Origin of the sequence: Bacteroides mediterraneensis, assembly GCF_025993685.1 — a bacterium.
In the GTDB taxonomy this organism is placed as follows: Bacteria; Bacteroidota; Bacteroidia; order Bacteroidales; family Bacteroidaceae; genus Phocaeicola; species Phocaeicola mediterraneensis_A.
Map to the genome: position 1 here is coordinate 130,613 of NZ_DAJPEN010000001.1, position 13,570 is coordinate 144,182.

At 48.7% G+C, this 13,570-nt stretch carries 9 protein-coding genes; 8 read left to right on the forward strand and 1 reads right to left on the reverse strand.

The features are described from left to right. Positions 1–40: 40 nt before the first annotated feature. Positions 41–559, forward strand: a complete 519-nt coding sequence (locus OIM59_RS00555; RefSeq protein ID WP_299170308.1) for a TlpA disulfide reductase family protein — start codon at positions 41–43, stop codon at positions 557–559. Positions 560–743: 184 nt separating this feature from the next. Here the strand turns inward: OIM59_RS00555 and carB are convergent, their stop codons facing one another. Then, positions 744–3,968 carry a carbamoyl-phosphate synthase (glutamine-hydrolyzing) large subunit gene (carB, locus tag OIM59_RS00560; RefSeq protein WP_303894239.1) on the reverse strand — a complete coding sequence of 1,075 codons (3,225 nt, stop codon included), beginning with the start codon at positions 3,966–3,968 and terminating at the stop codon, positions 744–746. A gap of 275 nt (positions 3,969–4,243) precedes the next feature. Between carB and OIM59_RS00565 the strand changes: the two genes are divergently transcribed. From OIM59_RS00565 to OIM59_RS00600, 7 genes are all read left to right on the forward strand, one after another. Further along, positions 4,244–4,900: a lipoprotein signal peptidase gene (locus tag OIM59_RS00565; protein ID WP_299170304.1), complete on the forward strand. Its 657-nt coding sequence runs from the start codon at positions 4,244–4,246 to the stop codon at positions 4,898–4,900. Between the two features lie 89 nt (positions 4,901–4,989). Continuing rightward, positions 4,990–6,084, forward strand: coding sequence for a tryptophan--tRNA ligase (gene trpS, locus OIM59_RS00570; RefSeq protein WP_299170302.1), 1,095 nt, complete (start codon positions 4,990–4,992; stop codon positions 6,082–6,084). A 4-nt stretch (positions 6,085–6,088) separates the two neighbouring features. Beyond that, the gene (murF, locus tag OIM59_RS00575) at positions 6,089–7,381 is read left to right on the forward strand and encodes a UDP-N-acetylmuramoyl-tripeptide--D-alanyl-D-alanine ligase (RefSeq protein WP_299170300.1); all 1,293 of its coding nucleotides are present in this window, start codon (positions 6,089–6,091) and stop codon (positions 7,379–7,381) included. Between the two features lie 225 nt (positions 7,382–7,606). After that, entirely contained in the window at positions 7,607–8,884 is a 1,278-nt protein-coding gene (locus OIM59_RS00580) for a BNR repeat-containing protein (protein WP_299170298.1), read from the forward strand. Positions 8,885–8,899: 15 nt separating this feature from the next. Next, complete coding sequence (locus OIM59_RS18650) at positions 8,900–11,209, forward strand: DUF2264 domain-containing protein (RefSeq protein ID WP_367278157.1); 2,310 nt, start codon at positions 8,900–8,902, stop codon at positions 11,207–11,209. Positions 11,210–11,369: 160 nt separating this feature from the next. Beyond that, on the forward strand, positions 11,370–12,380 hold the full coding sequence (locus OIM59_RS00595; RefSeq protein WP_299170296.1) for a glycoside hydrolase family 43 protein: 1,011 nt from the start codon (positions 11,370–11,372) through the stop codon (positions 12,378–12,380). Between the two features lie 70 nt (positions 12,381–12,450). Further along, a complete protein-coding gene (locus tag OIM59_RS00600) occupies positions 12,451–13,539 on the forward strand; it encodes a glycoside hydrolase family 43 protein (protein ID WP_299170528.1) in 1,089 nt (362 codons plus the stop codon). The last annotated feature ends 31 nt before the right edge of the window (positions 13,540–13,570 follow it).

A 13,570-nucleotide genomic window follows, 5' to 3' on the forward strand; every position in this document is an offset into this window, starting at 1 on the left:
TCTTTGTCAGGATTTAACATTTACAGAAAGGAAAAAGACAATGAAAAGCGTACGAATCTGGAGTCTTCTGTGCCTGATTTGGATGGGGGTGCTGGCAGCCTCTGCACAGGACACGGGAAAAGAAAAAATTAAAGTGGGGGATGCGATACCAGCCATCACCCTCAGTTCGGAAGTGTATGGAAAAGTGGCCCCGGCCGACTTGAAAGGCAAGGTGGTACTGGTGAGCCTGTTTGCCACGTGGTGCGGCCCTTGCCAGCTGGAACTGGCGGAAGTGCAGAAAACCTTGTGGCCGAAATATAAGGATTGCAAGGATTTCAAGCTGCTGGTTATCGGGCGGGAACATACCGATGCCGAATTGAAGAAATACAACGAACGGAAAAAGTTTACCTTTCCGCTCTATCCGGACCCGAAGCGGGAAGTGTTCTCTCTGTTTGCCGACCAGAGTATTCCCCGTGCCTATCTGTTCGGAAAGGACGGTAAGCTGATTCGGGCTTCCGTCGGCTATACGAAAGCCGAGTTTGAGGAGCTGATGAAAGCCATCGAAACGGCCCTGAAATGAGCGAAAAAAAAGGCCTGAAAAAACGCCTTTGCGTTTGAAGGAAAACGTAAGTTCGTTTTACCTGAAACGCAAAGGCGTTTTGTTTCAAACGTAAGTGCGTTTTCATGCAAACGCACTTGCGTTTTTTTTTGAGCCCTTAAAAGGCTTCGAAAGTCTTCAGAAAACCTTCGAAAGTCTACATTTTTTATTTGTATTCCTGCCAGCTCTTTATCTGGATGTCTTCCTGCTTCAGATGGCAGAAAGCCTCGATGAATGCCTTGGCCAGACGGGCGTTGGTAATCAGCGGAATGTTGTGGTCGATGGCCCCGCGGCGGATGCGGTATCCGTTGGTGAGTTCCCGCTTGGTATGGTTCTTCGGGATGTTCACAATCAGCTCGAATTTGTGTTCCGCAATCATCTTCATCACGTTGTTTTCGGCGTGCGGACGTTCATCGGGCCAGAACACCGGTGTGGTCGGAATGCCGTGCGAGTTCAGAAAGGCAGCCGTGCCGGCAGTGGCATAGATGTCGTATCCTTTCTGATGCAGCATGTGGCTGGCATCCAGCAGGTCCACTTTCGATTTGGTGGCGCCGGAAGAGAAGAGCACCGATTTCTTCGGAATCTTGTATCCCGTCGCAATCAGGGCGTTCAGCAAGGCTTCGTCAAAGTCATCGCCCAGACAACCTACTTCTCCCGTAGACGACATGTCGACACCCAGTACCGGGTCGGCATTCTGCAGACGGGCGAACGAGAACTGGGAGGCCTTGACTCCAATCCAGTCGATATCGAACGCCAGTTTGTCGGGACGCACGTACGGGGCATCGAGCATGATACGGGTAGCCGTTTCGATGAAGTTGCGTTTCAACACTTTCGATACGAACGGGAAGCTGCGGGAAGCACGCAGGTTACATTCAATCACTTTCACGTCGTTGTTCTTGGCCAGGTACTGGATGTTGAACGGACCCGAAATGTTGAGTTCCTTGGCAATCTTGCGGCTGATTTTCTTAATCTGGCGGGCCGTCGCAAAATAAATGTGCTGTGCGGGGAATACCAGGGTCGCGTCGCCGGAATGCACGCCGGCATATTCGATGTGTTCCGATATGGCGTATTCCACAATCTCTCCGTTCTGTGCCACGGCATCGAATTCGATTTCCTTGGTTTCCTGCATGAACTGCGATACGACCACCGGATATTCCTTGGACACCTCACTGGCCATTTGCAGGAAGCGTTCCAGTTCCTCCTGATCATAGCATACGTTCATGGCGGCTCCAGAGAGCACGTACGACGGACGAACCAATACCGGATATCCTACTTTCTTCACGAACTCTTTCACGTCGTCCAGACTGGTCAGTTCCTGCCAGGCCGGTTGGTCGATGCCCAGCTGGTCGAGCATAGCCGAGAACTTGTTGCGGTTTTCCGCCCGGTCGATGGAAATCGGAGAGGTACCGAGTACCGGTACCGACTGGCGATACAGTTTCATGGCCAGGTTGTTCGGAATCTGTCCGCCTACGGAGACGATGACACCGCGCGGCTGTTCCAGGTCGATGACATCAAGTACCCGTTCGAAGGAAAGTTCATCGAAATACAGGCGGTCGCATACGTCGTAGTCGGTAGACACCGTTTCCGGGTTGTAGTTGATCATGATGGATTTGTATCCCAGCTTGCGGGCGGTCTGGATGGCATTCACCGAGCACCAGTCGAATTCCACAGACGAGCCGATGCGGTAGGCACCTGAACCGAGGACGATGACCGATTTTTCGTTCTTGTAGTAATTGACATCGTGTCCTTCCACAGCATACGTCATATACAGGTAGTTGGTCAGTTCCGGATGTTCGGAGGCCACCGTGTTGATGCGTTTCACTGCCGGCAGGATACCCAGCTTCTTGCGGTAGGCACGTACTTGCAGGTTTTCTTTCTCCATGTTTCCCTGCGTGGGTTTCAGTACGAAGCGGGCAATCTGGAAATCGGAGAAGCCTAGCACCTTGGCCTGACGGAGCACCTCGGCCGGAAGTTCTTCGAGCGAGTTGTATTCGGACAGCTTATGTTTGTAGTCGACAATGTTTTTCAGTTTGCCGATGAACCACGGGTCAATCTTGGTCAGTTCGTAGATGCGTTCGATGGAATAACCTTCTTCCAGCGCCTGTGCGATGGCGAAGATACGCAGGTCGGTCGGGTTGGCCAGTTCGTCGTCCAGGTTCGTGAAGCGGGTATGGTCATTGCCCACGAAGCCGTGCATGCCCTGACCAATCATACGCAGGCCTTTCTGGATAATCTCTTCAAACGTCCGTCCGATGGACATGATTTCGCCCACCGACTTCATGCTGGAGCCGATACGGTGTGATACGCCGGCAAACTTGTTGAGGTCCCAGCGCGGAATCTTGCAAATCAGGTAATCTAGTTGCGGAGCTACATAGGCTGAGTTCGGGGTGCCCATCTCACCGATTTCATCCAATGTATAGCCCAGCGCAATCTTGGCGGCCACGAAAGCCAGCGGATAACCGGTGGCCTTGGAAGCCAGTGCCGATGAACGACTCAGGCGGGCATTTACCTCAATGATACGGTAGTCGTTGGTTTCGGCGTGGAACGCATACTGGATGTTGCATTCTCCCACAATGTTCAGATGGCGGATACATTGCTTCGACAAGTCTTGCAGCATGCTGACCTGTTCTTCGGTCAGTGAGCAGGTAGGAGCCACCACGATGGATTCTCCGGTATGGATGCCCAGCGGGTCGAAGTTTTCCATGCTGGCCACGGTGAAGCAATGGTCGTTGGCATCGCGGATGACCTCGAACTCGATTTCTTTCCAGCCTTTCAGGGATTCTTCCACCAGAATCTGCGGGGAGAAGGTGAAGGCACTTTCAGCCAGTTCGATGAATTTTTCCTCATCGGGGCAGATACCGCTTCCCAGACCTCCCAGCGCATAAGCCGAACGGATCATGACCGGATAGCCGATAGACCGTGCGGCTTCGAGTGCATCCCGCATGTTTTCCACTGCCCGGCTGACGGGAGTCTTGAGGGGTACTTCGTTGAGTTTCTTGACAAACAGGTCGCGGTCTTCCGTGTACATGATGGCATCCACTGAAGTGCCCAGCACTTCCACACCATATTCTTTCAGAACGCCTTTTTGGTAAAGTTCCGTACCGCAGTTCAGGGCTGTTTGTCCGCCGAAAGCCAGCAGAATACCGTCCGGACGTTCCTTCTTGATGATTTCAGTTACGAAATACGGAGTCACGGGCAGGAAGTAGACTTGGTCGGCAATGCCTTCCGAAGTCTGGATGGTGGCAATATTGGGATTGATAAGGACGGAGCGGATACCTTCTTCGCGCAATGCTTTCAAGGCCTGCGAACCTGAATAGTCGAACTCTCCGGCTTGTCCGATTTTCAGTGCGCCTGATCCGAGAACCAGGACTTTTTTCAATTCTTTCTTCATGGTTATAGATAAATTGGTGTTTTTCTCAAAGGTTGTTTGTGTCCGGCGGCTGTTTTTGTCGTTTTGGACTACTTGCAAAGAAACGATTTATTTTGAAGAAAACAAAGGATTTATCCCTATAGTAAGCACTTTATTTTTCTTTTAATGATGCGGCTTTGTACCATAAATCTTTATTTGATAGATGTCTGTTAATATTTTCGTTCGAATAGCTATCTTTGCAAAAGACTTCAAGGTTGTAATTAATAATTGATTATTTTAGATAGAGCATATTATTTATGGATACAAAATCAAAATCTTTATTGGCTACAAGTATTATTTTGTTGACTTTAATATTAGACCAGGTTATTAAAATAATAGTGAAAACTAATTTCTATTATGGGGAAAGTGTTTGTGTTACTGATTGGTTCTATTTTACTTTCGTAGAAAATATGGGTATGGCATTCGGTATGCAAGTTATGCCTAAAGTTGTTCAGACAATGATGCGGCTTGTATTTTCTGGCTTTATATTATGGTATATTATATTACTTGTGAAAGCGAATTTTAAGAATGGTTATATCATTTGTGTTTCTTTGATTTTTGCTGGAGCTATAGGAAATGTTCTTGATAGTATATTTTATGGAGTGATTTTTAGTGAAAGCACTTATACCGACGTAGCAACTTTTGTTTCTGTTGGTGAAGGGTATGCAGATTGGTTTTATGGTAAAGTGGTAGATATGTTTTATTTTCCTTTGCTGGAATTTGACTGGCCTTCTTGGATGCCTTTTATCGGTGGAAAGCATTTTATCTTTTTTTCTCCGGTATTTAATTTTGCAGATGCTGCCATAAGTGGTGGTACGATAGCTTTATTGATATTTTATCCTAAAATGTTCGGTGAAAGTTTTCTTGTGTTTAAAAAGACTGTTGCCTCTGAAAGAAAAGATTTGAATGCGTGAAATGAACATACGATTGTTTTTATAAAATGATAGATTGAATTTGTAAAACGCTATAGATATTTTGTATTTTTGCACTAAAATAAAAATGTATGAAAAAAGAAAAGATTATTTTGACCGGTGACCGCCCTACCGGTAAATTACATATCGGCCACTACGTGGGTTCGTTGCGCCGACGTGTGGAGTTGCAGAATTCAGGACTTTACGACAAAATCTTTGTGTTCGAGGCCGACGGACAGGCGTTGACCGACAACATTGACAATCCGGAAAAGGTGCGTCAGAACGTGATTGAAGTGGCATTGGACTATTTGTCTGTGGGACTTGATCCGGAAAAGTCTACCATTTTTATCCAGTCGCAGATTCCGGAACTGTGCGAATTGAGTTTCTATTACATGGACTTGGTTACGGTATCCCGTTTGCAGCGTAACCCGACGGTGAAGACCGAAATCCAGATGCGTAACTTTGAAACCAGCATTCCGGTGGGCTTCTTTACTTATCCTATCAGTCAGGCTGCCGACATCACTGCCTTCAAGGCAACTACCGTGCCGGTAGGAGAAGACCAGGAGCCGATGATTGAACAGACCCGTGAGATTGTGCGCCGCTTCAACCATATTTATGGGGAAACACTGGTGGAACCGGAAATCCTGTTGCCGGACAATGCCGCTTGTCTGCGTTTGCCGGGAACAGACGGTAAGGCCAAGATGAGCAAATCGTTGGGCAACTGTATCTACCTGTCGGATTCGGCTGACGAGGTGATGAAGAAGGTGAAGAGCATGTATACCGACCCCACTCACATCAAGGTGAGCGATCCGGGTAAACTGGAAGGCAACTGTGTGTTCACGTATTTGGATGCCTTCTGCCGTCCGGAACATTTCGGCCGTTATTTGCCGGAATATGCCAACTTGGACGAGCTGAAAGCACACTACACCCGTGGCGGATTGGGCGACATGAAGGTGAAGAAATTCCTTGCTGCCGTAATGCAGGAAGAATTGGAACCGATTCGCGAGCGTCGTAAGGTATTTGAGAAAGACATTCCGGCTGTATATGACATGTTGAAGAAGGGTTGCGAAGTGGCCCGTGAGGCTGCTGCCCAGACCATGGACGAGGTACGCCGTGCCATGAAAATCAACTATTTTGATGATGCCGCATTGATTGAAGAGCAGGCAAAACGCTTCGCAGAGCAATAAGAATATGGAAATAGAGGAACTATATAACCGCTTTACGGAATGTAACGGACTGACGACCGACAGCCGCCATTGTCCGGAGGGTTCTATGTTTCTGGCCCTGAAAGGAGAAACATTCAATGGGAATACCTTTGCTGCCCAATCGTTGGCACAGGGCTGCCGCTATGCGGTGGTGGATGAACCGCAGTATGCTTCTCCCGAGAATCCACGGATTATTCTGGTGGACAACTGCCTGGAGACGTTGCAGAAGCTGGCCAACTATCACCGTCGTCGGTTGGGTACCCGCATGATCGGGGTGACCGGTACGAACGGAAAAACCACCACGAAAGAACTGATTGCGACCGTACTGGGCGAGAAGTTCAAGGTGCTTTACACGCAAGGAAATTTCAACAACCACATCGGAGTGCCGTTGACATTGTTGCGCCTGAAGCCGGAACATGAGATGGCGGTCATCGAAATGGGGGCCAACCATCCGGGAGAAATCAAGACCTTGGTTCACATTGCCGAGCCGGATTATGGTATCATTACCAATGTGGGAAAGGCTCATCTTCAGGGATTCGGTTCCTTTGAAGGGGTTATCCGCACCAAAGGAGAATTGTATGATTTCCTGCGGGAAAAGGGAAATGCCACCATCTTTATTCAAAACGAGAATCCTTACCTGAACAAGATTGCTGCCGGCTTGACGTGCGTCCGTTACGGACAGACTCCGGGACTGGATGTGACGGGAAAGGTGGTAGCCTGTTCGCCTTTCCTGCATTTCACCTGGACAGCCGAAGGGGTTTCACACGAAGTGCAGACGCATCTGATAGGGGCCTATAACTTGGACAATGCCTTGGCGGCCGTGGCCATAGGTCGTTATTTCGGCGTGGAGGATACACAAATCTGTCACGCACTGTCTTCGTATGTGCCGCAGAACAACCGTTCGCAGCTGGTACATACCGCTTCCAATACCTTGATTGTGGATGCCTACAATGCCAACCCCACCAGTATGATGGCGGCATTGGAAAACTTCCGTCAGATGGAGGCGGCGCACAAGGTGGCGATTTTGGGCGACATGAAGGAACTTGGAGAAGGAAGTCACGAGGAACACCAGAAGGTGGTAGATTTCTTGAAAGAATGTGGCTTCGAACGGGTGATGCTGGTCGGTCCGGAATTTGGAGGTACTTCGTCTCTTTTTGAGCATTACAAAGATGTGAAGGAAGTGGAAGCCCTGCTGGCAGCCCATCCCCTGCAGGGATGTTGTGTGCTGGTGAAAGGTTCCAACAGCATGAAGCTGAGTGAGCTTCCGGCCAGTTTGTAATAAAAACTATTTATTTTGATGAAAGTCCATATTGAAGAGGGAGACCTCTTGAATGTGGACTTTTTTGTCTATTCTGAAAAATAGGTGTGCGGAGAGATAGAATAATTCGCTCAAAAAATGAATCATATTGTTACTTGCTTGTTTTTCTTCTTTCCTTGACGAAATTTTAATCCCCTCTTTTGCTGTGAAAATCCTATTTTTGTAGTTGTACTTAATATGTAAACTATGAAGCGCATTTTTTTATGTTTGATAGGCATTTTCTTGTTGGGAACTCTTGCTGCACAACAGTTGGTGAAAGTGGGTGAAGGATACAGTTCGACTTCGGTCAATACAACCGTATTCCGTAACAGTTCGCTGGTGACGGACAAGGGTACGCAATACATATCTTATTATGATGCGGACGGTTATCTGGTGGTAGGTAAACGTGCTTTGGGCGTGGAGAACTGGACGTTGCATCGTAGCCAGTATAAAGGAAACGTGGCCGACGCACACAATGTCATCAGCATGATGGTAGACGGAGACGGCTATCTGCATCTTTCTTTTGACCACCACGGGCACAAATTGAATTATTGTCGGAGTACGGCTCCCGGAGCACTGACCTTGGGAGAAAAAGAGCCGATGACCGGAAAGGATGAGGACGACGTGACTTATCCGGAATTCTATCGGATGCCCAGCGGCGATTTGCTGTTTGCCTATCGTTCGGGAGCTTCCGGACGGGGAAATCTGGTGTTGAACCGTTATGACTTGAAGAGCCGCAAGTGGTCGCGTGTGCAGGATATCCTGATTGACGGGGAAAACCAGCGGAATGCCTACTGGCAGCTGTATATGGATGAGGCTGGAGTGATTCATCTGTCGTGGGTGTGGCGTGAAACGTGGATGGTGGAAACCAACCATGACCTTTGCTATGCGTATTCTCCCGATGAAGGAAAGACGTGGTATAAGTCGACCGGCGAAAAATATACGCTTCCTATCCGGAAAGACAATGCGGAATATGCTTGTTACATTCCGCAAAACAGGGAACTGATCAATCAGACCAGTATGAGTGCCGATGCGGAAGGACATCCTTATATCGTGACTTATTGGAGGGATGCGGACAGCGAGGTACCTCAATACCGACTCGTGTGGAACGACGGTAAAGGCTGGCAGAACCGTCAGATAATGAACCGGTCACAAGGATTTACCTTGAAAGGCGGTGGAACAAAGATGATTCCGATTTCGCGTCCGCGCATTGCAGTGGATAAAGGAAAGGCTTATTTCGTGTTCCGCGATGCGGAGCGGGGAAGCAAGGTCTCAGTGGCTTATACAGAGGATGTGAAGTCGGGCGAATGGCAGGTGAAAGACCTGACCGATTTTTCCGTGGATGCCTGGGAACCCAGTTGTGACACGGAACTGTGGAAAACACAGAAAAAACTGCATGTGTTCGTGCAGGAAACCCATCAGGGAGACGGCGAGAAAGTGAAGGATTCTGCTGCCACCCCGGTATATGTATTGGAAATAAATTAATCTCAAAATAAAACTATGAAACAAGTATGTAAATTTTTATTGGCTTGTGCGTTGGGTATATGGTCAGGATCGGCGGGTGCCAAGGAATCCGAAGCGGGTCAGGTCCGCAAGATGATTGACAAGGTAAACCAGCACTGGCAGGCCGAAAACTCACCGGAAGTACGTTCGTTCTGGGACAATGCCGTATATCACACGGGAAACATGGAAGCTTATTTCCTGACTGGAAATGAGACGTATCGCACTTATTCGGAAACATGGGCAAACTACAATCAGTGGAAAGGAGCCAAGAGTGACAACCGTTCGGAATGGAAATACTCCTACGGGGAATCGGATGAATATGTACTTTTCGGCGACTATCAGATTTGCTTCCAGACGTATGTGGATTTATACAACCTGGCTCCGGAGGATTGGAAAATCCGTCGTGCCCGTGAGGTGATGGAATATCAGATGAGTACCTCACAGAACGATTACTGGTGGTGGAGCGACGCGCTCTACATGGCCATGCCGGTGATGACCAAACTGTATAAGGTGACGCACAATACGCTGTACCTGGATAAACTGTATGCGTATCTGCAATACTCCGACAGCATCATGTTCGACAAGGACGAAAACCTGTATTACCGTGATGCAAAATACATCTATCCGAAGCATAAGACAGCCAGCGGAAAGAAAGATTTCTGGGCCAGAGGAGATGCCTGGGTGCTGGCCGGACTGGCTAAGGTGTTGAAAGATATGCCGGAAGAATACAAGCATCATTCATTCTTTGTGGAGAAGTTTCAGAAAATGGCGGAGGCCGTAGCTGCCATTCAGCAGCCGGAAGGCTATTGGACCCGCAGCATGATGGATCCGGATTTTGCCCCAGGACCGGAAACCAGTGGTACGGCGCTGTTCACATACGGATTTTTATGGGGAATCAACAATGGGTATTTAGGAAAAGATACATACATGCCGGTAGTGGAGAAGGCATGGAACTATTTGTCAAAGAAAGCACTTCAGAAAGATGGTACGGTGGGCTATGTGCAGCCGATTGGTGAAAAAGCTATTCCCGGACAAGTGATCAACGCCAATTCTACGGCAAATTTCGGGGTAGGAGCATTTTTGCTGGCAGCCTGTGAATATGTACGTTATCTGGAAGCCCCTCAGGCTGCCGACCGTGCCTATTGGTGTAAGCTGGCTTATCAGATGGCGGCTCCGGTATTGCGTAACATGGCCAAAGGAGAATTGCAGAAAAACATGCAGCTGGAAGTCAGCCCTACCTGGGACGGACGTAACAAGAAGGTGGCTTACATGGAGACCTTCGGACGCCTGATGGCCGGTATCGCTCCCTGGCTCACTTTGCCGGATGACAATACGGAAGAAGGCAAGATGCGCAAGGAACTGCGTGAGTGGGCGTTGAAGAGTTACGCCAACGCCGTGGACCCGCAGAGTCCGGATTATCTGTTGTGGCGTCAGGAAGGACAGACGCTGGTAGACGGTGCGTATGTGGCCGAAAGTTTCCTCCGTGCCTACGACCAGCTGTGGATGCCGTTGGATGAAACCACTAAGAAACGCTATATCGAGGAATTCCAGCAGCTGCGTCGCATCGACCCTCCTTATACCAACTGGCTGCTTTTCTCGTCTACCATTGAAAGTTTTCTGGCCAAGGCGGGGGCACCGTTTGATGAATATCGGGTAAATTCTGCCATCCGTAAAGTGGAAGAGTGGTACACCGGCGACGGATGGTACTCAGACGGTCCTTCTTTTGCATTCGATTATTACAGCAGTTACGTGTTCCATCCCATGTACCTGGAGACGCTCCAGGCCATGAAGGATGCCAAGGTACGCAGCCGGATTGACTACGGAAAATATTATGACCGCGCATTGAAGCGTGCCCAGAAATACAGTCTGATATTGGAACGTTTCATTTCACCGGAGGGAACTTTCCCCGTATTCGGCCGTTCCATCCCGTACCGTATGGCTACCATGCAGCCTCTGGCCCTGATGGCCTGGTATCAGGAACTTCCGGCAGGGGTGACAGGGGCGCAGGTACGTTGTGCCTTGACTGCCGTAATGAAGCGTATGTTTGCTACCGGTCATAATTTTAATGAAGGCGGTTTCCTGACCATCGGTTTTACCGGTCGCCAGCCGAATGTAGCCGACTGGTACACCAACAACGGAAGTCTGTATATGACTTCTCTGGCTTTCCTTCCGTTGGGACTTCCAGCTTCCCATCCTTTCTGGACCGATGCGCCTCAGGAATGGACCAGCGTGCGGGCATGGGGTGAGAAACCGTTCCCGAAAGATCATCAATGGAAAGACGAAATCCGTACGTGGGATTTGTTTTAAGCTATTATATTGGGGTTGTGAGTAAATTGTGAAATGGCGGCGAATCTCTGGAATGGTGCACGGGTTTCGTGTCCGTTCTCTTTCGGAAGAGTTTCGTCGCTATTTCCATATCTGTGAAAATCAATCTTTTATTTGTTAACCAGATAATTATGTGGACTTCATGAGAAACAAGCATTGGTATATCTTTTATTTTGTCGGGTTATTGTGTGTGGCTTGCCGTATTTCCTCTCCTTTATGGGCACAGAATGTGAAGGAGTTCAGGACTGTTCCGTTGGATTCCATCAGGTTAAGTGATCCTTGTATTTTGGCTGACGAGCCAAGTCGTATGTATTATATGACGGGTACTGGAGGACTGTTATGGAAAAGTAAGGACCTAAAACTTTGGGAAGGTCCGTATAAGGTGGCCCACACGAATCCACATTCCTGGATGGGGCCGGACCCGATGATTTGGGCTGCAGAGTTGCATGCGTATAAGGATAAATACTATTATTTTGCGACCTTTACCAACCGGGCTTTAAAAATCGATACGGTAAAAGGTAACGTAATTGAACGGAGGGCATCCCATATCTTGGTCAGTGATTGTCCGGAGGGTCCTTACCGTCCGATGCAGGATGAGGTATATTTGCCGGCTGATAAGCCGACGTTGGACGGTACGTTCTGGGTGGATACGGATGGAAAACCTTATATGGTTTATTGCTATGAGTGGTTGCAGAATTGGGACGGGACGATTGAAAAAATTGAGTTGAAGCCCGATTTGAGCGGTTCGGTAGGCGAGGGAAAATTGCTGTTCCGTTCCAGTGAATGTCCTTGGAGCCGGGAGATACGTGACGGGAAGGAAGTGCCCAACAAGGTGACTGACGGTCCTTATCTGTTTCGGACAGCCACCGGACGGTTGGGCATGATATGGACCAGCTGGATTCACAATGTCTATACCCAAGGGGTAGCCTATTCACAGAGTGGCACACTGGATGGCCCTTGGATTCAGGAGCCTGAACCCATCACTCCCCCCGATTTCGGACATGGTATGTTGTTTCAGACCTTGGAGGGTAAATGGCTGATGGCTGTACATAGCCATAAAGAGGTGAACGGAGTGTATATCCGTGTGCCTCATTTGTTTGAAGTAGACTTGTCCGGGGATAAGTTGCAAGTCGGAAAAGAATACAAACCATAAATAACAAATATAGATAAAGATGAAAATGAAAAGACTTTACCTTTTGGGATGTTTCTGCCTGTTATGGACAATGGTCTGCACGGCAGCGAATCCGAAGAAAATCCGGAGTGGAGAAATCTGGCCCGATAACCAGGGAGTGCACGTCAATGCCCATGGTGGAGGGGTGTTGTATCATGAAGGTACCTATTATTGGTATGGAGAAAATAAATCGGATACCACCAGCAGTGCGATGGTAGGCATCATGTGTTATTCTTCTTCCAATCTGGTGGACTGGAAAAATGAAGGGGTCGCACTTCCAGTGGTAAAGGATGATGCGAACAGCGATATCGTGCAGGGCTGTATCATGGAACGTCCGAAAGTGATTTATAACCCGAAAACCAAAAAGTTTGTCATGTGGTTCCATTTGGAACTGAGAGGAAAAGGTTATGCGGCAGCCCGTTCGGCTGTGGCCGTTTCCGATACCCCGACAGGACCGTTCAAGTATATCCGTTCCGAACGCATCAATGCGGGGAAACTGCCTTTCGATATGACTGAAGCGCAGCGTACCGCTTTGGATACCTTGGATGCGGAGAAATACAAGGAATGGTGGACACCGGCCTGGTATCAGGCAATTGACAAAGGTCTGTTCGTAAAACGCGATTTGGCGGGAGGACAGATGGCGCGCGACATGCAATTGTTTGTAGATGATGACGGGAAGGCTTATCACATTTACTCCTCGGAAGACAATCTTACGTTACAGATTGCAGAACTGAGCGAGGATTTCCTGAGCCATACCGGCAAGTATGTGCGGGTAGCTCCTGCCGGTCACAATGAAGCTCCGGCTTTGTTTAAGAAAGACGGCATGTATTGGATGATTACCTCCGGGTGTACAGGCTGGGCACCCAATGAGGCTCGCATGTTTTCCGCTCCCAGTATCTTAGGCCCGTGGACCAAACATCCGAATCCCTGCCGGGGCCCGAAGTCGGAAATCACCTTTGGCGGACAGAGCACGTATGTGCTTCCGGTTCCGGGAAAGAAAGACGCCTTTATCTTCATGGCCGATATCTGGCGCCCGAAGCATCCCAGTGATGCCCGCTACATCTGGTTGCCCATTCAGTTTGAGGAAGGTGTTCCTTATGTGGAATGGATGGACAGCTGGTCGCTTGATTTCTTTAAATGATAGTATAATTTGAAATTTGTATTTTAAGAAA

Bases quoted from the DNA above. Each gene is read 5' to 3' on its own strand.
- OIM59_RS00555 (WP_299170308.1), top strand. From the start codon at position 41: ATGAAAAGCGTACGAATCTGGAGTCTTCTGTGCCTGATTTGGATGGGG.
- carB (WP_303894239.1), bottom strand. From the start codon at position 3,968: ATGAAGAAAGAATTGAAAAAAGTCCTGGTTCTCGGATCAGGCGCACTG.
- OIM59_RS00565 (WP_299170304.1), top strand. From the start codon at position 4,244: ATGGATACAAAATCAAAATCTTTATTGGCTACAAGTATTATTTTGTTG.
- trpS (WP_299170302.1), top strand. From the start codon at position 4,990: ATGAAAAAAGAAAAGATTATTTTGACCGGTGACCGCCCTACCGGTAAA.
- murF (WP_299170300.1), top strand. From the start codon at position 6,089: ATGGAAATAGAGGAACTATATAACCGCTTTACGGAATGTAACGGACTG.
- OIM59_RS00580 (WP_299170298.1), top strand. From the start codon at position 7,607: ATGAAGCGCATTTTTTTATGTTTGATAGGCATTTTCTTGTTGGGAACT.
- OIM59_RS18650 (WP_367278157.1), top strand. From the start codon at position 8,900: ATGAAACAAGTATGTAAATTTTTATTGGCTTGTGCGTTGGGTATATGG.
- OIM59_RS00595 (WP_299170296.1), top strand. From the start codon at position 11,370: ATGAGAAACAAGCATTGGTATATCTTTTATTTTGTCGGGTTATTGTGT.
- OIM59_RS00600 (WP_299170528.1), top strand. From the start codon at position 12,451: ATGGTCTGCACGGCAGCGAATCCGAAGAAAATCCGGAGTGGAGAAATC.